Genomic DNA, 23,521 nt, shown 5'->3' with positions numbered 1-23,521 from the left:
GAACCTGCACAGTTGCCATTCATCCCTTGATTCAGCAACGCTATTTAAAATTGTCGTCGTGAAAAGATGAGGATGGAGATGCCCAATAATAGACCAGTATAAACGAGACTGTAGAGGGCATTAGCGATTAAGACATCAGCACTAGGCAGCAAACCATAAACGGCCTCGTTTCTAAAATTTAATCTCTCTAAATCTGGGAGAATTAGATAAATATTTTTAGTGATAGCGAGGATATTGGGATTTTTGCTGATTATACCCAATTGGATCAGATCTTTGCTGATGTGACCCATTAGATAGACCCCAAAAGTCATTAACGTGGCTAAAATCGAACTGGTAAATACCCCAAAAGCGATCGCCACGGCCGCGATGAGAATTAATTCCAAACCGAGATAGAAAACCGAGACAATCAGGGGTAAAGGTTGAAAAGATACTTTCATCCCCAGCAACATCAGCAGGTAAATCACCAACATTACCCCCAACATCACCGCTAAAACCCCGGACAAACCCAAGTGTTTACCGAGGATAAATTCGGCCCGACTCAGGGGTTTGGGAATCAAAACTAAAATAGTTCTCTTGTCAATTTCCTTATTAATTAGCCCTGTACCCACAAAAACCGCAACAATTACCCCTAATAACCCGATAGCGGCTAATCCCAAGTCAAGAAAGATTTTCTGATGGGTTCCCACCGCAATTTCTGGTAATAAACGCAAAGCGAAGGCCATCAACAAGGCAAAAAACCCGATAAAGTAAAGAATGCGATCGCGGATAACCTCGCGAAAACCATTAGCTGCGATCACCCAGATTCTCAGGATACTGATACCCATAGCCTTTCATCAAAATAATATCTGTCTTTCCTAGATTAAGAGATTGTTTTATCCCCTCATTATGCCCAATTATTAACTTCCCTATTTGATCAAGAATACACCAATCTATTACTTTTTTGCTGGCCCTGTGTAGGTAATTTTCCTGACTGACGGACACATTTTTCAATACAAAGACAAGTACTGTTATGTGAAAGCCTCAAACTCCTGAATAAAAGAAAAGGTAATTTTGCCATAATAATCCTGACGAGCTTTGCGAGAAGAGCCAACAGGGAAAAGGGTCAACAGAAAATAAGTGGTCAAGTCGCAAGAAGGGACGCGCCTTATGAACAACTCCCGCCAGCCAACGTCAACCAATTTTCAAATAACTCAAACCACGCCGAAAATGAGCATCAACCTGACGGCGAGAGCCAGATTGTTGAACCGCCATGCCAGTTAAAGTAGCAAAGAGAATAGAAATGGCAACAATGAGATAGAGACGTTCTAAACAAGCAGCAGAGCGAACACGAGAATGTTCCCAGTCAAAAACGCCCGATTTACTGCCCTTGAAAGAGATGTTCAATGGGAAAACGAAGACCATACTGCCAGAAGGTGTCAAGGGTAGGAGGTTCATCGCTCAGAATTGCCCAATTATCCTTAACCCCTGGAACAGAGGCTAAAGCAAGATGAGCAGTGATTCTAGCCTCCTGCCAGACTTGAACGTTGCGATCAAAGCAGGCTTGCCGTTTGGGAGGATAGAGTTCTCTGACCTCATAGCCAAAACCCCGACGGCGAACACCGTAAATGAGGGTATCGCAAGGTAAGCGAAGACACCAATGCCAAGTATTTTTCCTGAGCCATTGAATTAATTGCTGATTGGCAAAGCCTCGGTCGGCTAACAGCATGACATTCTCAAAGCCCTGAAGATAGCCTTTGGCTCTGTCCAACAAGGGTTCGTATTTCTCAAAAGCTAGGCTGGCACTACCATGTTCTAATCCCATCCACATCAAGGGGACGGCTCTCCCCCCGCAGACCACCGCTAGATAGACAAAGCAGTATTGATTCCACAACAGAGTGGTATCTATTGCTAGATACAGTCTTTCCCCCTTCTCCTTCCAAGTCTCGATGGCTTTCAATATTAAGGGGATGTATATCTTTTCCACCGCTACTCTTCCATTCTGGCAAAAGCGATTCCACCGTCTCTGATAACTATTGGCTTGTTCGGCTCTGCTTTGTACAAAGGGTTCCCATCTGGCTTGATTGAGACTTTGACTACTGAGTAGGGCTGTCACCATCCAACTGAGGACGGTTAAATGTCTTTTATCCACAAATCGGCTTCCTTGTTCTAGATAGGAATAAACTTGGGAGAAGATTCTGTTCTCGGTTTTCATCTTGTAGGGATTCTTGCTTTTTCCCTATCTACCCAGATATTTTTCTTTTTGGCAACCCTTGTCTTGTCAGGTTTTGACCCACTTGTGTCCGTCAGTCAGCCTTACAGCTCCTAATCCTGCTCTTACAAAGTCATCGGATAGTCCAACTAGAGAAACTGGCCGCTCTTTTCCCGCAACCGATAACCTTTGAAAGTAGAAGACGGAATTTGCAGAGATTTCTTAAGCTCCCGCAACTAAACGTGAAACTCTTGTGGTTTCCTTTGATCAAACAGATCGTCAAGCTAGAATTTAGCGGAAAAAATAAAAATCGAGAGCCAAGAAGAAGGCTCAAAAAACTGAAACACGCGGGAAGATTATTAGTCGTCATAGATAGAACCGATTGGAAGGGTAGAAATTTATTCGTCGCCAGTGTGATTTGTGGTCGGAGAGCTTTGCCCGTATATTGGGTGTTACTGAATAAAAAAGGAAGTAGCGCTCTCGGGGAACCGAAAAAATTCCTCAAGCCAGTCTTAGGGTTGTTGAAACCCTATCCGCTCGTCGTAATGGGAGACCGTGAATTTCAGTCAGCGCAATTAGGGAAGTGGCTTGACGACAGAGGTGTAGCTTTTATCTTCCGTCAAAAGAAAAGTACCTACACGCGATTGAAAGATGGAGAAAACTATCAAGCCCTTTCCGAGTTAGAACCGAACCGGGGCGAGCGAAACTTCTTTCGGGGAGTGACCCACACGAAAAGCCATGAGATCGAGGGGTTCAACCTAGCAACTTATGGGAAAAGAGGTTATCGAACTAAAGGGTCTAAAGAGCCTTGGTATTTATTGACCAACCTAGAATCTTTAGAGATAACTCTCAAGTTATATAAATCTCGATTCGGGATTGAAGCGATGTTCAAAGATTGTCAAACGGGAGGATATAATCTTGAAAAAACGAAAGTGAGCGAGCCTCGCTTTCTCGCCTTAATTTTATTAATCGCTATCGCTTACTCTTTGAATACAACCCGTGGTCAAAATCTCAAGAAATCGGGAACTCGCGATTATATTTGTCGCTCCAAAGAAGCGAAACGCGGTCCGGAAAGACATAGCGATTTGGCTCTTCTAGGTTCTGTGTGAGCATGGTATAATAGTAACACAGAACAGGAGGTGGGTTATGTGGATAAATTTTGATCAACTCCTCGATTTACCAAATGTAACAGTGGTCAATTATCAAAAAATTGCTCAGACAATTTTCCTAAAGCTTGCTCTTTTAAATGAAACAATTGAATGTCCGAATTGCCATCAAACCTTAGACAGAATCAATCAGACAGAGTATAATCTAGTCAGAGACTTGTCAATATTAGGTAATCCAGTATATTTAGAAGTACCACGCCGTCAGTTTCATTGTCAAAAGTGCCAAAAGTATATCAGCGAAAGACTGAGTTTTATGAGATTAAGACAGCATCATACAATTCGCTATGAATCGATGATTTATGAGAGAGTAAAAAATTGTAGCATCGAAGAAATAAGTCGAGAAGAAGGGTTAGGATGGTCAGAAGTTGAGTTAATATTTAATCACTGTGCTAAAGAACTAGAAAAGGAAGAGTGGGAAGCACCAGAACGAATAAGCTTAGATGAATTTAGTAACTTAAAAGGACATAAAGATTTCATCACAACGGTCGTAGATATGGACAAGAAAATTTTACTAGATGTGATTAAAGGACATAAGCAAGAAGAATTAATGGAAGCCTTAAAAGCACAGCCAGACGCAGTTCGGGAGAAAGTGAAAGAAGTGAGCGTCGATATGTGGTCAGGATTTACAGCAGTGATCAAGGAATTATTTCCCAATGCTAAAATCATCTATGACCGTTTTCATGTAATGGCTATCATCAATGACGAGCTTAATAAATTGAGAAAGTTAATGGGGGTGCATGAAAAAGGATTACCTCATTTATTATGGAAGAATAAAGAGGACTTAAAGGACGAGCAAAAACAACAACTAGAAGTTATTCTGAAAGAACATCCATGCTTAGGAATAGCCTGGGAAATGAAAGAAGAAATTAGACAAATTTATCAAAGTAGTAGAACGTTCAGAGGTGCTGAGAGAAAATTGGAAAAATGGATAAGAATAGGCGGGATATTATATGAAAGTAGTGCCAGGATGATCCAGAAGCATTTGCCAGGTATTTGTAATTACTTTGAAAATCAGACAACCAACGGATTAATTGAGGGAATGAATACCAAAATAAAGCTTATTAAAAGAATGAGTTATGGATTTACCAATTTTGAACATCTTCGACTTAAGCTGTTTGCTTGCTTTAATTCATAACAAAAATTAACACACGAAAACCAGAAGAGCCGCGATTTTTGGATAGGTACTTATGGGAGCTTCTGGATCGAGTCGATGGACGCGTACTCGGAACTCGCCTTTTCTTTGATCCGCCTCAAGCCAGGAAAACACCCCGATTTTTCTAGGGGTCTAACGGCTATGCGCCTTATCCAGCAAGCCTTTTAGTCGCCTTGTCACCCCTTGAACCTGTGCGTCCAATTTGTCCGTTTTTGCTTTCCCCAATGCCGTCGCAAACCCTTTGACCTTGCGGGGGTTGGCGATCGCTACCGGTATGGTGGCGGCTTGTAAGCCCGATACGAGTGCGCGCTCTAATCCACCCGTCGATTCCACCACCACCAAACTCGGTGAGAGAGGATGTAATTGTTCAATCAGCGATTGAACGCCAACGTCGCTGTTGGGTTGTTGCAAGGTCAGACCTTGCGGCAACACGTAGATATCTAGAACCTCTTTACTGACATCGATCCCTACCCATGTTTTTTCTTCTGTCATCGTTTATGCTGGGGTTAAGTTATTTTGTCCCTTTGGTAACTCGTCCTTGCGAAGACGAGGTTAATCCTAAGGGCGATTGTTCGAGCTTGTCTCCTCGGGATGACGGCGTGGCTCCGGTGGCTACCCAACGGTGTCAAGCACCTCGGTTGAACTGGATGTCCACGCCCTTTTTCAGAATATAGGCACCCAAGCTACAAAGCGGTATTTTTTACCTAGGTTGGGACGGGTTGCCTACTTCTCAAGATACAAGGTTGGGTTGAAGCATGAAACCCAACGCCTGCATGGGTTACGCTACCGCTAACCCATCCTACAAATAATTGTGCCTCCCTACTTACGTCGAGAACCAAAACTCCCCGAAAGTGGAAACGCTACTGCGTTAGTTTCATTCTGGTCGTGATTCATCTCCCGTTAACCGCTACGCGGTTTAACGGGAGTCCTCTCGCTCCATTGAGATAGACTATAATGGGAGATTGCCGCTTCTACTTCTCTTAAGTGGGTGGGTGGAATTAAATATAAGATGAACGTAGGTTGGGTTGAAGCATGAAACCCAACGCCCGATTATGTTACGCTACCGCTAACCCATCCTACAAATAATTGTGCCTCCCTACTTAACTAGACATAATCCGAAAATTATGCCCCCGTCAGACCGAATCCACAAGCATTTTAACTTAACGTCCATCGACTGCCAGGCGGCGGACGGAGCTAAATAAGGGTCGGGAGGTCAGTCCCCGTCATACCTAACGATAAAGGGCGCAAACCTTACGCCCTTTACAGAATGATTTTAAACCGATTGCTCTAGCAAAATTGTCTGTTTACCCGATGTTAATAACAACTGGGTTTGCTTAATTTCTCCCTTGTGGTTACGCCATTGAATGTCAACGGGTAAAGCGGTATTAGGGTCAATTTTGCCTAAACCAAAGTGTAATACTGGACTTCTCACACCAGAATGACCATTGCCCCCATCTACCTGCGCCACCAGCTGACTGCCATCAGGTAGAGACACCTTAACCGCTGCCCCAATTGCGGGGATACCCATTTTCCCTTTTTCTGAAGAGGGATTAGGGGAGAGCGCAGGGTTTAAAAGCTCTAATTCCAGAGATTGACCGATATTTGGACTATCATTGCGATAAAAATAAGAGGTTTCCCACTGATTTGCCACTACAAAGTCTAAATCCCCATCTCCATCCACATCGGCGGTGGCAATTCCTCTGGTGACAGAGGGATCATCTAAGCTTAATTGCGATGCCAAATCATAGTAACGTCCATCTTTACCCCGCACAAAAAAGGGATTATGTTGATGACCACTTAAATCGTCTCCATCTTGGAAATGAAACCAACTATTGGGGATTTTCAGGACTTGATCATTACTCATGGCTAACTCATGTAATTCCGGCCAACGATTGATGCCACCTTTACGAAATCCTGTGGCTTGCAACGCTTCTAACTCCCCATCATTATCAAAATCGCCGAATTTTGTTTCCCAACTCCAGCCACTACGAGAGACTCCCAGGGGTTCGCTTTTATCGACATAAGGGGCGATTCCTCGGGACATTTTCTCCGTTTCTCCCGTACTGGTAAAGAGAAAATGACTTTCCTCTAGGGCGTATTCCGAAGCAATATTACTCACATAGATGTCTAGGAGTCCATCATGGTTAATATCCCCGAAATCCACCCCCATTCCCTTAAAGCTATCATGGCCCAGTACCTTAGAATTAGGTGTCGTTAACCCTTTTTGCCCTTCCAGTAAGGCAAATTGGAGATGTCCTCTAGTAGAACGATTATGTAAGAGGCGATCGGATCCGAAATCATTGGCAAAATAAATCTCTGGCAATAAATCCCCGTCTAAATCGGCTGTTCCGACGGCCAATGTCCAACCATGAGCAATTTTCTCCTCAAAAGCATCTTGGACTTCTTGATAAGTCACTCCAGTGGTAGAGGCATCGGACCACAAGAAAACTCGATTTTTACCGCCATTATAAGCACGGGTCATCGAATCTTGCATTTTCTCGATTTTCTGGGAATTGACATCCAAAATCTCGGCATTATCTGGGAAGTAATTGCCAATGATTAAGTCTGGGTGTCCGTCCCCATCTAAATCCGAGAAGGTTGCCGCATTGGTGTACCATTTTTCCCTTTTTTGGCTGATTTGCTGCTGAAGATAACCTTGATCTTGCTTGATAAAAGCGATCGGTGTTCGTCCCCAATAATACACCAATAGATCCCTGAGTCCATCCTCATTGAGATCACTAGGAATACATCCCATCGGGGCCATGGTTTGGTCGTTATAGTCAAAATCGGTGACATTCAGGGTGAAGGGCTGATAACGATTGCCCGTACTCGGAACAGGGGAGATAATCACCTGATTACTTTGGGTTTCTACATGACAGAGATCATTATCCAAGCCATCTCCATCGAGATCCCCCAGGGCAACTGCCGCCCCAACTGCCGAAATCCAGCCCGAATGACGGCTTAAACTGGGATTTGTCGGTCTTTCTACTTGATAGGGTTGATTTTCTAATTCAGGTAAGGGAAAACGAGTAAAGGCAAAGCGAGAAGCGATCGCATCTCTTGCGGCCATTGATAGGGCAGGGAGACGGGAAACAGAGAATAAGACTAAAATTAGCCCCAATGCCAAGATAGACTTGCTATGGCGTCGGATGAATTTTTCCAAACGATTCATGGTTTCAAAGAAGTAACTACATTCAATCTAAGCTTAAGACAGTTTAGGGGATTAAGTACGAAAATGACTTTGGATGGCTTGTCGCCATTGTTCATAGGCAGGGATTTGGTCGTGGTAATCTAAGCCGATGAGGGTATCATCAGTGATCTTGGCTGTTTCAGTAATAGCCATTCCACACAAAATTTGACAGGCTATTTCGGTATTTTCCTGGCAGTTTTCGGCTAGTAAACGTGCTTTTGCCGCAAAAGCTGCTCCCTGGGCTAATTCTGCTCTATAAGGTTCAGCCAGCTGTTTTAAATGTTGAATTTCTTCGGGAGACACTCCCCCCGCGTAAGTGCAAGCCAAGCCGATCCCACTCCATAAATGGGGTTGAAGCAGCGGGTCGAATTTTTGGATCTGATCGGCAATTTCGGGAATATTTGCCCCTTTCACAAACCAAAGACTGCGCCCTAACCCTTGGGCAAAGACAAGACGCGCATAACCCGATAATTCTTGAGGAGACTTTCTCTCTCGGATATACTTAGGCCAGGCAAAGTATCCTTGATGAAATCCATAGCCGTCAAGGGCTAACCAACCTAATAGGGAATCTGGAAAATTTTGGGCAGAATGTTCTAATTTTTGGAGATAAAAGCGCAAAGAAAAAGGAATACGGGCTAATTGCCATCCTTTCCCTACATAGGCCATGTAAATATGCTTTTTCCCCTCGTTTGCTAAAAAATGCTCAAAGCGATTGCGCTTACCCAGGGTTAAACAATCTAGCAAAGATAAAGCCATCGCTGCCCCTTCATAAGCAAATCCTCTCAAATTGAGCGTGACACCTTCAAGAAGAGGAAACAAGTCCGTGAGAGAATGAGCCATAATTGCTGCATTATAGCCATAGATAAAAGTTTGCCCGATCGTTTCCAAATATATCTGTTTTTGAGGCTGAACAGCCAGGCCGCCGCTTTGCGTATCACAGATGAATCCGCGCTGATTAAAGGTTGCCGCTTGGGGTGAAAGGAGCAACAATCGTTGTGGAAAACGATTTACCTGCCTAGGAGAAAATTTGTGATCAAAATTGACAGCAGGATGCTCGAAGGGTGTGCCTGAGAAATTAGATGCCATTGTTAAAAAAAGTTGACAAAGTTGACAACCCTTGATGGGAGGCCGAAGATATGACCTCATGTTACCTTAAACAAAGTTTATTTGATGAATCCTTATCCCTGTTAACAACCATGGCTAACTTTCGCCTTCAAAATTCCTATTCTTTAAAATATTGGTTTTGGGGTCTTTTAGGAGCTTTTATGGGATTTAGCTTGGGAACAACCGTTATTATCTTCTATTTTAGACCAGAATCATCCTTGAAAGCTTCCCAGTTATCGATTTCCCCGATGGTTTCTCCTGATACTCCCGAAGCTGTTGCTGCCCTTGGTTATCTTGAACCTCAAGGTGGAATTACTCAAATATCAGCTACTGCCTTTTTGGAAGGAAGTAGAGTAGATAAAATACTGGTAAAACAGGGAGAAACAGTTGAAAAAGGCGAAATTTTGGCTATTTTAGATAATAATGCCCGTTTGCGAGCATCCCTGAAACAAGCTCAAGCAAATCTGGATTTAGCAGCATCTAAACTCGAAAAAGTGAGAGAAGGGGCAAAAAAAGGCGAAATTATGGCTCAAGATTCCCGTATGCGTCAAAGCAAAGCGGAATTAGAGGGACAAATAATGAGGCAAAAAGCAGCGATCTCTAGTTTGGAATCGGAACTTGAAGGGGAAAAACTAGGACAAAAAGCTACCGTTGAAAGAATTAAAGCAGAATTGAATAATTCTCTCACAGATTGTCAACGTTATCAATCTTTATACCGTAATGGTGCAGTTTCTCAAGGGGAAAAAGAGCGATTTTGTTTAGAGGCGACAACTACACAAAAAAGACTCCAAGAAGCTGAGGCTAACTTGCAACGCATTACGACTACCTTAGAACAAAAAATTCAGGAAGCCAGAGCCAATCTACAACGAACTCTTAATACTTTAGAACAACAAATTCAAGAAAACCAAGCTATGTTAAGTGCAGTTACGGAAATTCGTCCTGTTGATCTTCAAATTGCTCAAGATGAAGTAATGACAGCTAAGGCTAATGTAGAACGCGCTCAGGCGGAATTAGAATTATCCTATGTGCGTGCGCCCCATGCAGGAAGAATTTTAAAAATTCATACTTTTCCTGGAGAATTAGTGAAAAATGAAGGGATTTTAGATTTGGGAAACATCCAAAAAATGTATGTGAAAGCAGAAGTGTATGAAACCGATATTAGTCGAGTTAAATTAGGTCAATCTGTAACGATAAAAACCGATAAACTGCTCGGAGATTTAGAGGGAACTGTGGAAGAAATAGGTTGGAAAGTGGGACGACAAGATGTTTTAGGAACCGATCCTGTTGTCGATACAGATGCTAGAGTCGTCGAGGTAAAAATTAGCTTAGATCATCGCTCTAGTGCTAAAGTTAATCGGTTAACTAACTTAAAGGTTAATGTGATCATTCACCCTAACTAAATAACTCATTCATAAGATGAATATTCCCACTGCTTGGTTACAATTAGCTCATAAAAAAACTCGTTTAATTGTTGCGCTGTCTGGTATTATTTTTTCCACTGTGATTATTTTTATGCAGTTGGGAATTCGAGATGCTTTATTTGAGAGTGCTGTTCATTTACATAATAGTTTAGAAGGTGATGCTTTCCTGATTAGTCCCCGTTCTACATCCTTAATTGCCATGGAAAGTTTTAGTGAGCGAAGACTATTACAAGTCTTATCCTTTAATGAAGTGGAATTAGTCAGTCCAATCTATGTAGGCTATGCTCAATGGAAAAATCCCGATACAAAAAACTATTGGCGTAATATTTTTGTAATTGGAATTGACTTAAGATATCAAGCATTTAAGGCTGTGGGAATCAAAGAAAATTGGCAAAAATTAAAGATAAAATATACCACCTTATTTGACCAAAATTCTCGTAGGGAGTTTGGAAATATTGCTGAAGATTTCCAGAAGGGTAAAACTATTATTACTGAGGTGGGAAATTCTGGTAATAATCGAAAAATAGAAGTGGTTGGTCTCTTTGAATTAGGGACATCTTTTGGTTCAGATGGTAACTTACTAATGAGCTACTCTAACTTTTTAAGAATATTTCAGAATCGTTCATCTCGGTTCATTGATATTGGCTTAATTAAGTTTCAACCAGATATTGATCAGCAATCCTTACTCAAAAAGTTAAAGAAATATTTGCCGAAAGATGTCAAAATATTAAGCAAGCAAGAGTTGATTAACTTTGAAAAAAATTATTGGGCAACCAGTACAGCTATTGGTTTTATTTTTAATTTGGGGGTATTTTTAGGATTAGTGGTCGGGATTGTGGTGGTTTATCAAATTCTTTATACCAATGTTGCAGAACACTTAGCAGAATATGCAACTCTAAAAGCAATGGGATATCACAATCGTTATCTTCTCTGGCTTGTCTTTCAGCAAGCTCTGATTATTGCAGTATTGGGTTATATTCCTGGCTTTTTATTAGGGATGATTCAGTATTATTTTACCCAAAAATACACCTTACTTCCCATTGAAATGACCCCTACTAGAGCAATATTCGTCTTTGGCTTAACCTTGCTCATGTCCTTGATTGCTGGAGCCACGGCTATTAATAAGCTCCAATACGCCGATCCTGCCGATATTTTTTAGAGGATGTTTGAAAAGGGTTAGGGGTAGCGTAGTCATCTAGGCCAGCCGCCTCAACAAGAGTCGGCTCATACCGGGATAAATGAAAGCGGCGGAAGTTTCGGGTTAAGCTCATTTAAACCACTAATTGGCTATAACCAGTTTAGGAGAGTCATTTTTTATCGGTTATTTTTATCTCACATTCCTCGGGTTATCCTTTAGATTGGGATGTGATAGTTCTCTAAAGCTAATTGCAGTTGAGCAGGAATTGGAGTGGGTCTGGTTTCACTATCCTCTCGTCGCATACAGGCCGTTTGTTGTTCTCCTTTTGCCACTAATTCTTCACCTTCATCAGTCACTCGCCAATATTCAAATAACATGGTAATTCGGTTTTGTTTAATCTCTCCTAAACGCATCCGAATAATAACATGATCAAAGGCAAATAATTCGGACAGATACTCACAGGATACTCGAACCGTTACTAAAGCCAATCCTTGGGATAATTCTGTGATAATATCTGGGGCATTATCTTTGAGAAACATTTCCCGACAACGACCTTGCCATTGCACATAATTGGCATAATAAACATTACCAACTAAATTGGTTTCTTGAAAACTGACAATGTGATGATATTCGTAGGCTTTCATCATGATTATTTAGCAATTTTTTCGAGATTAACAACGGTTTTAAAAGAACGCTATTGACAATTGACCAATTTTGTCAGCTGCTTGTCCTCTACACATTTGCAATCATACCAGTCAATCAGAATAGTTATGATCTCAACTGCGATGACAAATTCTACTCCAATATGTCTGAACCGCGCTCTGGGTAGGCAAACCATATAAAGTTCATTTTGTCAAGGATTGTTAAGATGCGCTTACCCTGAGTTATAGTAGGAATTTTAAGATGATCATAGGTTATCCTGATAATGATAAACTAAAGACAAGTTTTTTATTTTCTGATTATAACTCATGAATCAACCGTTAACTCGTTTTTCTCAAGAATGGTGGTCTGTCTATCAAACCACATGGAACGAACAAGAAAACTTAGGTAAAAAGTTCGCTAAATTGGGAAAAGTAATTCTTTGGTTTAGTGATCGTCAGGGGGTTTCTGTTTGTTCAGAATGGGATGATCAGGGTCAGATTGTTAGTTTAGAACTGATTGAGGAAATGGATGAATCTTTACCGATTTTTTCAGCGACTAGAGAGAATTGGGAACGATTCGTTAATCAAGAAATTGGTGCAGTTAAAGCGGTAATGACAGGGTTAATTGATTATCGAGGATCGATGACGATTATTGTTAAATATGGTCGTCACTTTGATTGTTTAGCAGAAGTAGCTCAAAAAGTCAATTAATTATTTTATTTTGACTTTGTATTCCAGTCTGTATTATTTGCCAAAATCCTAGTCACTAATGAATGAAGAAAAGGTAAATCTTGCTTAACAGTATCCCAAACCACGTCTAATTTAACAGAAAAATATTGATGAGTTACTTTATCTCTCATTTTAGCGATATCTTTCCAAGGAACTTGAGGATGTTGTTGTCTAATATTCTCAGGAATTTTCTTAACAGCTTCACCGATAATTTGAATGGCTCTGGTAACGGCAAAAATCGTCTTTTTATCTTGACAAAAATCATCAAAATCCATTCCCTCTGTGAATTCAATTGCTAAACCAATTGCTTCTTCCATATCTCTTAAATAATCTTCACTATATCGCTCAATCATAAATAAATAACCTCTGAGAGAATTTGCTCGCCAATTTTCGGTTTAAGACTATCTTTCATGACTAAATCAACTTGAACGCCTAACAAATCACTAAGATAGTTTTCTAGGCGACAAAAGGTCAATAAACCAAAGTGATAGCCTGATTCAAATTCAACTAATATATCAAGGTCGCTGTCTGGTGTTGCTTCTCCCCTAACATAAGAGCCAAAGATTCCTAGTGCTTGAATATGGTACTGTTTCTTTAAATAGGAATCTTGCTTTTTCAAGCAAGTTTTAATATTTTCTAGGTTAGTCATTTGAAGAATTAGGTAATTTTTCAGCGATCACTATTAGAATAACCTTTATTATACAAAAATTGTTGATATAATTAATGAACTTCTGGCAGAACGTAGGTTGGGTTGAAGCATGAAACCCAACGCATATTAAAATAACCTTTATTATACAAAAATTGTTGATATAATTAATGAACTTCTGGCAGTTTCGAGAGAAATTTTTTGTTCAGTTTACCAAGTTTGGTCATGTTTTGATTATAGCCATCCCTTAAGGAAATAGGGTGAGCAGAACCCACCCTAGGTTAAGTTTATTAACGTTTTTTGCTAAGTTGGGTTAATCCCAGTCCACCAATAGCAAAAAGTCCTAAGGAAGAAGTATCACTATTTTCGCAGGGGATAGGAGTAGGGTTAGAATTGTCCATTGTTTTTGAAAGATTAGGATATTATTTATTATATAGCAATTAGGCGGGAAAGGCATGGCTGAGGTGACAGCTAATTACGACAAAACATGGAAAGAAGCGATTAGCACTTATTTGGCAGAGTTCTTAAGCTTCTTTTATCCCAATATTTATCAAGAAATTGACTGGAATCAAACCCCTATTTCCCTTGATAAAGAATTAGAAAAAATTACGGCAGCTGCGGAAACTGAGCAACGCTATGCTGATAAATTATTGAAAGTTTGGTTATTAGATAATCAGGAAATCTGGCTTTTAATTCATATTGAAGTCCAAAGTCAATATGATCTAAAATTCCCTCAACGAATGTTTATTTATAATTATCGAGCCTTTGATTTGTACCATAAACCCGTTATTAGTTTAGCTATTTTAGGGGATGAAAGTAGGTCTTGGCGACCGGATTTTTATCAATATGGGTTAGGGGGAAGTCAAGTGAGAGTCGATTTTTTAATGGTCAAATTATTGGATTATCAATGGGAAGACTTAGAACAAAGTGAGAATATTTGGGCTATAATAGTCATGGCACACCTAAAAACTAAGGCTACGACTAATAATCTCAGGGAGCGTGAACAATGGAAGTGGAACTTAGTCAGAGGTTTATATCAAAGGGGATTAACCAAGTTTGAGATTATCAATCTAGGGAAATTCATTGATAAAATGATGACCTTACCCCCGCAACTTCAACTTAACTTTAAAACAAAACTCAGTCAATACGAGGAGGAAAACAAAATGCCTTTTTTAAGCACCATAGAAGAAATGGCTCTCGAAGAAGGAGCTAAATCAGGAGCTAAATTAACTAACCAAAAACATATCATTTTGGCTTTACAAAGTCGTTTTGGGGAGATTCCTAATTCCCTAATTGAAACGATTAACCAAATTGAGGATGTGTCTGTCTTAGAGAGTCTTTTTGTTCCCAGTATTACTATTAATTCATTGGAGGAATTTCAACAGTTAGTTAATGACTCTTTATCTTAATTAATACGAGGAGGAGAGCAATCATGCCTTTTTTAAGCACCATAGAAGAAATGGCTCTCGAAGAAGGAGCTAAATCAGGAGCTAAATTAACTAGCCAAAAGTATATTATTTTAGCTTTACAAAGTCGTTTTGGGGAGATTCCTAATTCCCTGATTGAAACGATTAACCAAATTGAGGATGTGTCTGTCTTAGAGAGTCTTTTTGTTCCCAGTATTACTATTAATTCATTGGAGGAATTTCAACAGCTAGTTAATGACTCTTTATCTTAATTAATACGAGGAGGAGAGCAATCATGCCTTTTTTAAGGACTAGAGACAACTTTTCAGCACAATTAACTAGAGGAATAGGGTAAATACTCATTTACCCCCATTTTCCTAATACTTTCTTTGACTTTGACTCAAATTTAAACTAATCTCCCCTCATTCATAGGTGGAAAACGATGATAATACATGGCAATCATCATGGGAATTAGAACCATTAAGTTATAGAAAAGATGCAGTTCTAACCGAGGAAACCAAATTTGTCCGATACTAATAGGAACGCGAGAATCCCATAAGTTTTGACCAATAACAGCTTGTCCTAAGAGTAAAGCGTGTTCAAAATGATGATAGAATTGTAATCCTAAGGCCAAATCCCACCAAATACGAGCTTTTCCATGAAAAGAAGGACGAAAAATAGCTAACCCTAATAACATAAAAAGAGCGTGTCCATAGTGTAGCCATTCCGAGCGCATTAACCAAGGTTTCCAGAGTCCTAATAACCCTAAACACTCCGGTCTCGGCCATCCTAAACCCCACAATTGATAAGCTTGAATAATATGTTCTGAGATGTGGGCAATAGTCACTATCATAAAGATTTGCATCCCCAATTTATGCCAGCGTCCATTCATCGCATAAACGAAAGAACGGATGATATTTGAAATCGGTTGAATAGGGTTTCTTTGGTTGGGAATTTGTCGAACTGTGGTCATGATTTGGTTCTCCTGTGGTTTAAAAAAGGGTAAAACTGGATAAGTTTTATCAGAAAACCTTTGCTGGTTCTGTCTGAAGTAAGTCCGATTTTTTCTGAACTGTTTGGACAAATATTGCCAAGATGAAAGCTGTCTTGATTTCTCGGAAAGAAACAGGTAAAGTGATGATTAAATCCTTTCCTGAAGATAACCACAAAATAGGGGATAAAGGGGTTAATTGTTGAGAGAAAGACGATAAAGTTAACGGGATATCGAGACTCAAACCCGCTTTCTTAATACTTTCTTTAGCAGACCAAATGCGAGTCGCTGCCATATTAAAATCCTCATGATTCTCTTGACTAATTACCTCCGCTAAATTAAAGGAATTTTCCCCCAATAAATCGCGCCACATCTGCACATCACGGGGGATAATCGGTTCCAGATCGCATCCTGACGCACCCTTAAGCACAAGGGTTAAATCTTCGGCATGAGATACCGAAACCGTCTCGTTATCGCTTAATTCGGGCTTGCCATCCCCCCGACGCTGAATTACACTAGGGGATGAGGTTAACATCCCTAAACTGCGATCGCTTCTGACTCGTCTTTCTACCGTTGCATCCCGATCGAGAATTAAAGTTAAATCGACATTAGGCATCATCTCCTTGATCTTTCGTTCTAAATAACAGGGTAAAAGGGCTGGAATCCAGGGATCTTGAGGATTTCTGTGTTTAATCACCTTTAATTCCAATCCTTGCCACACTTCTAAGAGATTGCCATCGTTATTGAATACCTCAAGATCATAGACAAAGGTATCTCCTTGATGCAGTCTTTCTTTGGCTGAAACAAACTGATTTTCGCCTAAATTGACAGAATATACCGTTAAGCGTTCTATGCCAGTGGGTAAAATAGTGGCATGGGGAACACAAGCTTGTAAAGCATGGATAACGGCATCTCTTGCCCCTGCATCGCCTAAAATCAGGGATTGAGGTAAATAACGACTAAACCAAGCAGTTTTTGGCTCAATGTTAATTTCTGCAATACATTCGGTTGCTTTGAGATGAGAATAACCCTTAATTCGTTGAAATCTTGCTTTATGGAACAATAAATGACCATATAAGTCCGTATCTGGGTTAATTTGAGGGTTATTTTTTCCTTCTTTAAGGGGGACAGGGGGGATCAATGGGCGACAGTCTGGCGCCCCCACAGAAGAATGGCTGATGATGGCTTCAAAATGATCGATACTAAACCCTGTATTGGCACAGCGAATAACGGCCTTAACCTTTCCAGAATCGGTGATTAAGGTAGCAATTTGTATCTTTAATGGTTTATCGGCAGAAACCACGATCGGACGGTTAAATTTAACCGATTCAAACCTTAATCCTCCAGTTTCCCCCTTGTTAAGGGGGACGGAAGGGGGATCTTGGTTTTCCCCCTTGTTAAGGGTTTGATCCTCCTTCCTTGCTAAGGTGGGGAGTAATGCAGTGGCCACCTGCGCGATCGCTTCTAACCCCAAGACACCGGGGAAAATGTATTCTCCTTGATAAACATGATCTTGTAAATAAGGATCATTGTCTAAGGATAATTCTGCTTCAGTAATCAGTTCAATTCCCGTGTAATGAACTTTCTTTGTCTCTAAAAAGCGTAAAAAAGATAATTCTTGCGGTTTTAAGCTTAAAGTCGGAGGTTCACCAAAACGCCCGGCGATGATAACAGAGGCAGTGGGTAGGGATTGATTTAAAAGTAAATGTAAGTATTTAATGCCAATATCGGGAGAAATAGGGGTAATACCTTCATTTCTTAGCTTTTCAACTGTTCCTAAACGTTCTCCCATGCCAATACCGGACCAAACCGACCATTCTAGGTTTAAACAGCGACAATTAGGGTATTTTCGACTAAATTCCGCTACAATATTCCCTAACCATTCATTGGCTAACCCATAGTCTGCTTCTCCTTTCAATCCAGTCTCGGCAATAATTGAACCGAAGGTGATTAAATAGTTGAGAGAATCGGGGTTAATTTCCGTTAAGATATGTTGCAAACCCTTGACTTTTGGAGCTAAAGTTGCTATAAAATCTTCTGGTTCGAGATGTTGAATTAATTTCGGTGTATTAACCCCCGCACCGTGTAAAATTCCCGTAATTTCTCCTAAATTTGTCTTAATTTCGGCGATAGTTTGCTGAACTGACTCAGCATCACTGACATCACAAGAATAATAATGGACTTGGATGTTTGCAGACTTCATTCTTGCTAAATTTTCGGCTAATTCTCGGTTATCTTCAGGTTGAGAACGTCCTAAAATCGCTAAGGTGGCTTTACTTTCTTTAGCTAAGGATAAGGCACATTCTGAGGCAATACCTCTCCCTCCTCCCGTCACCAAAAGAAGCTCCTTGATTTTGCTTTTATTTGAACTTTTTAGGGCTTTTTTCTGCTTAGGGTTATCGGTATCTTTTTCTAACCCTAACAAGTTTAATTGACGAACAAACCGTTTTCCGTTTTCATCATAATAAACTTCTGTATAGCTATCGGTTGCAGTGATTTCTGAGAGAATGATATTAACTGCATTGGGATGATGAAAAGGAATATCAATCACACAGGTAGGAATTTGACGATTTTCTAGATAAAAAGTTCTCGCAAAGGACGCATATCCTCCTCCTTGTTGAATCAAAATCAAGGGTTTTTTCTCTTTTATAGATAATTTTGCCCCTTTTAAAAGCAAATCGATTTCTGATTCATCAGGATAGGGTTTTAAACAAATAATGATCCCTTTTTTCTGCTCATGCTTTAAGGTGGGTTGTAAAACAGATAAGTTAGGTAATAAAGGATGATCAGCATGGGCGATAATATGCCAATTTCCTGCTTTTTCTCGATTTATTTGCTTTTTATCTGATTTAATTAACGGTTTTTCGATTAATTCAACCGTAAACGCACGCACCCAATTATCAACACCCATAGGGATTGATTCTTGAGGAATTTGGGGATTATTTTTGCCTAATTCTTCTAAAGCTGCTGCTAGATCCTGAATAGTTGCATTCGCATAATCTGTCGGTGAATGGGGAGGAGATAAGTCTAACTGACGCGCTGCTTCGATCACTAATTGACTGACACTGATAGAATTAAGGTGCAGATCCGCCAACAAGCGATGATGATTTTCAATGGTTTCTAGGGGTAATTCTGTTTTTTGTGCCACCAATTGACGAATAACTTCAATTTTTGAGGTTTGAGGTTTCAGGTTTGAGGTTTCAGGTTTGAGTTTTTGGCTATGATTAGGCAATAAAAGATCAATATTTTCTACTTTTGCCTGTTGACTTTTGCCCTTTGCCTTGATCTCACATGGATTGGCAATAAAATGGGGTTGATAGTCTAAATTAAAGGGACGACTAAATCTATCTTCAAATAACCCTTGATAGTTAACCTTGACACCATTAACAAACATCACTGCAACCGTTTTCAATAACCCTTGTAAAGACTCACTGCTGCTATCGAGAGAAATTACGGGAATATCCGTTATATCTGCCACTAAACGGCTTAATATGGAACCAGAACCCACTTCAATGAATAAATCAACCTCTTTCTCTGCTGACTTGACTGCATCGATGAAGCGCACGGGTGAGGTGATTTGTTCTAACAAAAGCGAGCGCCAGTCGGTATTTAATGGCAATTTTTCGCCCGTTACGGTAGAAATAACCGTTTTTTCCAGGGAATTTAAGGGATAAGTTTGTAAATAATCTTCTAAGGGTTGCACAGCCCGGGCCACTAGGGGAGAATGGAAGGCATGGGAGACAGGCAAATAAACGGTTTTAATACCTTTATTTTGGGCTTTTTCAACAACATCCTTAATCCCTAATTCCTCTCCTGAGATTATTGTCTGATAGGGTGAATTTAATCCCGCAATCTCAACGATACGTCCATTTAATAAACTTTTAACCGTTTCTGCATCGGCGTTAATGCTGGCCATTTTACCTGTTGGGTGGCCCAGTTGTGCCATTGCTTGACCGCGAATTTTAGCTAGATTAATTAATTGAGTCTTATCATAGGCATTTGCCCAAAATAAAGCGCATAATTCCCCTAAACTGTGTCCTATGGCTAAATCTGCTTTAATATTTAAGTTTTCTAGGAGTTGTAACCCCCCTAGGCAAGCCGTAACGATCGCCGGTTGAGCAATATTCGTCACCGTGTTATCCTTACCCTTGGCCAACTGAGCCTTGTTATATAATTGTTTAATCACAGGAAAACGTCTTTCCCAGAGTCCCCCATGAAGATAAACTGGTGCGGATTGCCCCGGAAAGAGAAAACCTATTTTATTGATCTGTTTTTCGTTATTGGTAAAGATATTATCTAAATTTTGACCGGCGGGGATCAACGAGCGCAACGCTTGCGCTCCTACAAGGTGATTGGTTAAGCTATCGGGGGAAGATGCAATAATGGCCAGACGATAGGGTAAATGAGGATTGACCTTTTTCGCTAATTCAACGGCAAGATCCGTCATTTCTGACTGGGATATGCGAGGAACAATATTTAATAACCGATTAACCTGTGCTTGTAAGTCTTCTTGACTATTTGCACTCAATAGGAATAACTCCGCATCTTGGGGAGAATGGATTAATTTTTGTTCCTGCGGCGTTAAAGTGTGACGACGAATCTGACTTAATCCCTCGATGATAATATGACTGTTAATGCCCCCAAAACCCATGGCACTCACTCCTGCCCGTAAAGGTAAGGAATTTGGCCAGATTTGCCCCTCTTTTAATACCTGTAACCTTGCCTTGTCTTCGGTTAACCGAGCCTGAGGGCGATCGCATCCTGTCACTGGTGGTAAAATTTGACGATGAACCGCCATAGTCGCTTTAATTAACCCTGCTATCCCCGCTGCTGCCTTAGTATGACCAATATTCGCTTTAATTGAACCAATAACGGCTTTATTTACCGTATCTGGATGAATACGAGATAAAACCTCTAATTCGGTTCCATCACCCACCGCCGTTCCCGTACCATGGCCTTCAAAATAAGCTATAGTATCTCCCGTAAATTCAGCCCGTTTATAGGCGCGATTTAAAGCCAATAACTGTCCTTCCACTTCTGGGCGAGTAATTCCGCCTTTGCCATCGGAAGAAATCCCCCAACCCTGAATAACAGCATAAATCCGTTTATTTTGCGCTAGGGCATCCCCATGACGCATTAACACCAAAAAACCGCATCCTTCCCCCGGAATAAACCCATTAGACCCTTGATCATACACTTTCATCTCCCCAGAGGCTAAGGCCCCCGTTTTGGCAAAACCCACCAACTCAAAAGGGTCCATACTAATATCCACACCCCCGACTAAAGCGATATCTAAATCTTCAGCGACTAAAGCCGAACAACCATTCGCTACTGCCAGTAAAGAGGAACTACAAGCCCCATCAACGATATATCCACCCCCTTTTAAGTCAAAATAATTGCAAATTCTCCCCGCTATCGTATTCGAGAGATTTCCCGCTAAAGACTCCTCTCCAATCGGTTCAAAGGGTTCTTTAAAGCGATTTTCTAATTCATTTAAGAAAATTTGCCGTTCTTTGTCTGATAATCCTTGTTTTAATAATTGTTCTTCTACCCTATGACGCACATAGGGCCAACGCAATCTTAAGGTATTAGCCCGCGATAACTCGCCTGTGAGGGTATTTCCCAGTAAAACCCCGGTTGTTTCTTTATTTAACCCCTTTCCGTCGGGAAATCCCGCATCATTCAACGCCTGAGACGCAATATCTAACGCTAACCAGTGGGCTAAATCAGCCGAACGGAAGGTACTTCCCACCACTTTATAAGCAATGCGATCGAATTCATAGCCCTCAATAACGGCAGCTTGAGTCGAATAAATGACATCGGGGGCGCTTTTATCGGGAGAATAGTAGTCACTTAACGATAATCGCTCTGAGGGAAAGCGACGAAATGCGCGACGCTGAGACAGGACATTTTCCCATAATTCCTGTGGAGAATCGGCATCAGGATAAAGACAAGCCATACCAACAATAGCAATTTGAGGAGAAGCTTTCATAGTCAATGACCAGGAGAATGTTACTGTAGGGAGTGCCAGAAACTTGCACCCACGAGTTTTTTGCTAGTACAAGCCTACTGCTTGTTAAGGAGTTGATAAAATGCCGGAAGCCTGTACTAGGGGTAATTTTGCTTTTAAGGGTTCAACCGCTAATATCAACCCTCTGAAACAACACACCAGTGTCAATCCGAAAAACATCCCAAAAACAATGTGAAAGGACATCAAAATGCCATAAGCAACGGCTACAGATGCCCCGAAAATTATCTGCTCACGGGGGTTAATTGGTGTTGTTCCCGGATCCGTCACCATATAGAAAGTAAAGAGGACAAAAGCCACCCCTGTCATGGGTAATAGGGCGGGGATTAACGGTGTCTGAAAGATAGCACTTCTGAGGATTGCTTGTAAGATAAAAGCCCCTAACCATCCCGCAATTAAAGGCAGTTTACGAGTAAAACGGGCATTTAAAAACGTTCCCGTACAAACAATTAAGACGGGTAAAATCCAATCTGCCCAACCGCTTAAATTCTCGGTAAACTGATAGGGCGGCGCGATGCCAATCCAAGGAAATAAGAGTAAGGTAACGCTAATACCAAAATTAGAAGGATTGAGAAAATGACGGGTTTTATCTGCCACTTGTAACCGAAAAATTGCTTTAGATCCGATAGCCACCGCTACTGCAAACATAATCGGAAATAAACGCTCATTAGCATAGAGTAACATAGCGATCGCTAATGAGGTAATATGGGCAGAAAGCAGAAAATCGACAAACTGACCGATACTTCCTAAATATCTAGGTTTAAAGCCATTTACCCCGGCATCAACGCTTTCTAATAATAATTCTACGCTGTAACCTGTTGCTAAAGCCACCAGAGGTTGCGCCCAAGATTGTTCAAATCCGAGGACAGTATGACCTAAAATATTGAGAAAGGTAATCGCTATAGCAAAGCGTCGTAATCCTGCTAAACGGTTAGGTTGATAAGAAACCGTAGAACGCTCTACTGAAGAGCTAAAATAGGGAAGATTAAATAATTGAGTGGTTGTCATGGTTATTGTTGAAGATGAGTTAAAGGAAATTATCTTTCCCAAAAGTGATTTACTGAGTGATGAACCCCCTATGGAGTCCTATTTGCATTTACAACAGATGATTCTGCTCCTAAAATGCTTAGAATGGTATTGGCAAGACAGAAATGATTTTTTTGTGGCTGGTAATCTGACTATTTATTACAGTCCCAATCAACGAAAATCAGAATATTTTAGAGGTCCTGATTTTTTTGTGGTTTTGGGAGTAGCAAGAAAACCGCGTAAAAGTTGGGTAGTGTGGGAAGAAGATGGGAAATATCCCCATGTCATCATCGAGATTTTGTCTGATTCAACGGCAGAAACCGATCGAGGTCTCAAGAAAGAAATTTATCAGGAAACTTTCCGGACTCCTAACTATTTTTGGTTTGATCCCAATAGTTTAGAATTTAAGGGTTTTCAGTTGATGGTAGGAAAATACGAAGAAATTGCAGCGAATGAACAGGGCTGGTTATGGAGTCAACAGTTAGAATTATTTTTAGGGGTTCATGACAGCCAATTACGCTTTTTTACCCCTGAAGGTAAACTTGTTCCCACCCCTGAAGAAGTGGCAGAAAAGATGGCTCGGAAGTTACAAGATTTAGGGATAGATTGGCGAGATTTGGCTTAAGTTTGACCTGAAATCTCGATCAAGCCAGCTGAACTGCAACTTATGAAGTAATCTGCCCAAATGCTACAG

At 40.7% G+C, this 23,521-nt stretch carries 19 protein-coding genes and 1 pseudogene; 8 read left to right on the top strand and 12 right to left on the bottom strand.

What is annotated here, in order from left to right:
- Positions 1-44: 44 nt before the first annotated feature.
- The 3 genes from VL20_RS07980 to VL20_RS32385 all read right to left on the bottom strand — a co-directional run bounded on the left by VL20_RS07980 (position 45) and on the right by VL20_RS32385 (position 2,191).
- The gene (locus VL20_RS07980; RefSeq protein ID WP_081417917.1) at positions 45-824 is read right to left on the bottom strand and encodes an ABC transporter permease; all 780 of its coding nucleotides are present in this window, start codon (positions 822-824) and stop codon (positions 45-47) included.
- A gap of 346 nt (positions 825-1,170) precedes the next feature.
- Positions 1,171-1,383 carry a hypothetical protein gene (locus VL20_RS27700; RefSeq protein WP_052275239.1) on the bottom strand — a complete coding sequence of 71 codons (213 nt, stop codon included), beginning with the start codon at positions 1,381-1,383 and terminating at the stop codon, positions 1,171-1,173.
- A complete protein-coding gene (locus VL20_RS32385; RefSeq protein WP_284525807.1) occupies positions 1,358-2,191 on the bottom strand; it encodes a transposase in 834 nt (277 codons plus the stop codon). Before VL20_RS32385 ends, VL20_RS27700 begins: the two co-directional genes overlap by 26 nt.
- A 113-nt stretch (positions 2,192-2,304) precedes the next feature.
- Between VL20_RS32385 and VL20_RS07970 the strand changes: the two genes are divergently transcribed.
- Positions 2,305-3,297: an IS4 family transposase gene (locus VL20_RS07970; RefSeq protein WP_369800472.1), complete on the top strand. Its 993-nt coding sequence runs from the start codon at positions 2,305-2,307 to the stop codon at positions 3,295-3,297.
- A gap of 37 nt (positions 3,298-3,334) precedes the next feature.
- On the top strand, positions 3,335-4,489 hold the full coding sequence (locus VL20_RS07965) for an ISL3 family transposase (protein WP_052275466.1): 1,155 nt from the start codon (positions 3,335-3,337) through the stop codon (positions 4,487-4,489).
- Between the two features lie 204 nt (positions 4,490-4,693).
- Here VL20_RS07965 and VL20_RS07960 read toward each other — a convergent pair.
- The 3 genes and pseudogenes from VL20_RS07960 to VL20_RS07950 form a co-directional block, all read right to left on the bottom strand.
- Positions 4,694-4,999 (bottom strand): annotated as a pseudogene (locus VL20_RS07960) (IS110 family transposase); the annotation flags it as partial.
- 781 nt (positions 5,000-5,780) lie between these two features.
- Positions 5,781-7,679, bottom strand: coding sequence for a CRTAC1 family protein (locus VL20_RS07955; protein WP_052276166.1), 1,899 nt, complete (start codon positions 7,677-7,679; stop codon positions 5,781-5,783).
- A gap of 51 nt (positions 7,680-7,730) precedes the next feature.
- Positions 7,731-8,783, bottom strand: a complete 1,053-nt coding sequence (locus VL20_RS07950) for a DUF1702 family protein (protein WP_052278408.1) — start codon at positions 8,781-8,783, stop codon at positions 7,731-7,733.
- A gap of 50 nt (positions 8,784-8,833) precedes the next feature.
- Between VL20_RS07950 and VL20_RS07945 the strand changes: the two genes are divergently transcribed.
- Together VL20_RS07945 and devC are read left to right on the top strand one after the other, a co-directional pair.
- Positions 8,834-10,201, top strand: a complete 1,368-nt coding sequence (locus tag VL20_RS07945) for an ABC exporter membrane fusion protein (protein WP_052276165.1) — start codon at positions 8,834-8,836, stop codon at positions 10,199-10,201.
- Positions 10,202-10,217: 16 nt separating this feature from the next.
- Positions 10,218-11,381: an ABC transporter permease DevC gene (gene devC, locus VL20_RS07940; RefSeq protein WP_052276164.1), complete on the top strand. Its 1,164-nt coding sequence runs from the start codon at positions 10,218-10,220 to the stop codon at positions 11,379-11,381.
- A gap of 194 nt (positions 11,382-11,575) precedes the next feature.
- Here devC and VL20_RS07935 read toward each other — a convergent pair whose 3' ends face one another.
- Positions 11,576-12,007, bottom strand: a complete 432-nt coding sequence (locus VL20_RS07935) for an acyl-CoA thioesterase (protein WP_170863911.1) — start codon at positions 12,005-12,007, stop codon at positions 11,576-11,578.
- A 321-nt stretch (positions 12,008-12,328) separates the two neighbouring features.
- Between VL20_RS07935 and VL20_RS07930 the strand changes: the two genes are divergently transcribed.
- Positions 12,329-12,712: a hypothetical protein gene (locus tag VL20_RS07930; RefSeq protein ID WP_052276162.1), complete on the top strand. Its 384-nt coding sequence runs from the start codon at positions 12,329-12,331 to the stop codon at positions 12,710-12,712.
- 5 nt (positions 12,713-12,717) lie between these two features.
- Here VL20_RS07930 and VL20_RS07925 read toward each other — a convergent pair whose 3' ends face one another.
- Positions 12,718-13,083: a HepT-like ribonuclease domain-containing protein gene (locus VL20_RS07925; protein ID WP_002787346.1), complete on the bottom strand. Its 366-nt coding sequence runs from the start codon at positions 13,081-13,083 to the stop codon at positions 12,718-12,720.
- Entirely contained in the window at positions 13,080-13,379 is a 300-nt protein-coding gene (locus VL20_RS07920) for a nucleotidyltransferase family protein (protein WP_002787344.1), read from the bottom strand. Before VL20_RS07920 ends, VL20_RS07925 begins: the two co-directional genes overlap by 4 nt.
- A 452-nt stretch (positions 13,380-13,831) precedes the next feature.
- On the opposite strand from VL20_RS07920, the gene VL20_RS07915 reads away from it, so the two are divergent.
- Both VL20_RS07915 and VL20_RS07910 read left to right on the top strand, forming a co-directional pair.
- Complete coding sequence (locus VL20_RS07915; RefSeq protein ID WP_052276161.1) at positions 13,832-14,785, top strand: RpnC/YadD family protein; 954 nt, start codon at positions 13,832-13,834, stop codon at positions 14,783-14,785.
- 23 nt (positions 14,786-14,808) lie between these two features.
- Positions 14,809-15,054, top strand: a complete 246-nt coding sequence (locus VL20_RS07910; RefSeq protein ID WP_052276160.1) for a hypothetical protein — start codon at positions 14,809-14,811, stop codon at positions 15,052-15,054.
- Positions 15,055-15,188: 134 nt separating this feature from the next.
- On the opposite strand, the gene VL20_RS07905 is transcribed toward VL20_RS07910, so the two are convergent.
- From VL20_RS07905 to VL20_RS07895, 3 genes are all read right to left on the bottom strand, one after another.
- Positions 15,189-15,755, bottom strand: coding sequence for a hypothetical protein (locus VL20_RS07905; RefSeq protein ID WP_052276159.1), 567 nt, complete (start codon positions 15,753-15,755; stop codon positions 15,189-15,191).
- Between the two features lie 49 nt (positions 15,756-15,804).
- Entirely contained in the window at positions 15,805-21,765 is a 5,961-nt protein-coding gene (locus VL20_RS07900) for a type I polyketide synthase (protein WP_052276158.1), read from the bottom strand.
- An 84-nt stretch (positions 21,766-21,849) separates the two neighbouring features.
- Positions 21,850-22,809 carry an enediyne biosynthesis protein UnbU gene (locus VL20_RS07895; RefSeq protein ID WP_052276157.1) on the bottom strand — a complete coding sequence of 320 codons (960 nt, stop codon included), beginning with the start codon at positions 22,807-22,809 and terminating at the stop codon, positions 21,850-21,852.
- Between VL20_RS07895 and VL20_RS07890 the strand changes: the two genes are divergently transcribed.
- Positions 22,808-23,452, top strand: a complete 645-nt coding sequence (locus VL20_RS07890) for a Uma2 family endonuclease (protein ID WP_052276156.1) — start codon at positions 22,808-22,810, stop codon at positions 23,450-23,452. The genes VL20_RS07895 and VL20_RS07890 overlap by 2 nt on opposite strands.
- Positions 23,453-23,521: the final 69 nt, after the last annotated feature.

The sequence above is a fragment of the Microcystis panniformis FACHB-1757 genome (assembly GCF_001264245.1).
Lineage (GTDB): Bacteria > Cyanobacteriota > Cyanobacteriia > Cyanobacteriales > Microcystaceae > Microcystis > Microcystis panniformis.
Note: the sequence above shows the minus strand (reverse complement) of the source record. Positions and strands in the feature narration are given on the sequence as shown.

Coding starts and splice junctions, on each gene's coding strand:
- VL20_RS07980 (WP_081417917.1), bottom strand. CDS start 824: ATGGGTATCAGTATCCTGAGAATCTGGGTGATCGCAGCTAATGGTTTT.
- VL20_RS32385 (WP_284525807.1), bottom strand. CDS start 2,191: ATGAAAACCGAGAACAGAATCTTCTCCCAAGTTTATTCCTATCTAGAA.
- VL20_RS07965 (WP_052275466.1), top strand. CDS start 3,335: ATGTGGATAAATTTTGATCAACTCCTCGATTTACCAAATGTAACAGTG.
- VL20_RS07955 (WP_052276166.1), bottom strand. CDS start 7,679: ATGAATCGTTTGGAAAAATTCATCCGACGCCATAGCAAGTCTATCTTG.
- VL20_RS07950 (WP_052278408.1), bottom strand. CDS start 8,783: ATGGCATCTAATTTCTCAGGCACACCCTTCGAGCATCCTGCTGTCAAT.
- VL20_RS07945 (WP_052276165.1), top strand. CDS start 8,834: ATGACCTCATGTTACCTTAAACAAAGTTTATTTGATGAATCCTTATCC.
- devC (WP_052276164.1), top strand. CDS start 10,218: ATGAATATTCCCACTGCTTGGTTACAATTAGCTCATAAAAAAACTCGT.
- VL20_RS07935 (WP_170863911.1), bottom strand. CDS start 12,007: ATGATGAAAGCCTACGAATATCATCACATTGTCAGTTTTCAAGAAACC.
- VL20_RS07930 (WP_052276162.1), top strand. CDS start 12,329: ATGAATCAACCGTTAACTCGTTTTTCTCAAGAATGGTGGTCTGTCTAT.
- VL20_RS07925 (WP_002787346.1), bottom strand. CDS start 13,083: ATGATTGAGCGATATAGTGAAGATTATTTAAGAGATATGGAAGAAGCA.
- VL20_RS07920 (WP_002787344.1), bottom strand. CDS start 13,379: ATGACTAACCTAGAAAATATTAAAACTTGCTTGAAAAAGCAAGATTCC.
- VL20_RS07915 (WP_052276161.1), top strand. CDS start 13,832: ATGGCTGAGGTGACAGCTAATTACGACAAAACATGGAAAGAAGCGATT.
- VL20_RS07910 (WP_052276160.1), top strand. CDS start 14,809: ATGCCTTTTTTAAGCACCATAGAAGAAATGGCTCTCGAAGAAGGAGCT.
- VL20_RS07905 (WP_052276159.1), bottom strand. CDS start 15,755: ATGACCACAGTTCGACAAATTCCCAACCAAAGAAACCCTATTCAACCG.
- VL20_RS07900 (WP_052276158.1), bottom strand. CDS start 21,765: ATGAAAGCTTCTCCTCAAATTGCTATTGTTGGTATGGCTTGTCTTTAT.
- VL20_RS07890 (WP_052276156.1), top strand. CDS start 22,808: ATGGTTATTGTTGAAGATGAGTTAAAGGAAATTATCTTTCCCAAAAGT.
- VL20_RS07895 (WP_052276157.1), bottom strand. CDS start 22,809: ATGACAACCACTCAATTATTTAATCTTCCCTATTTTAGCTCTTCAGTA.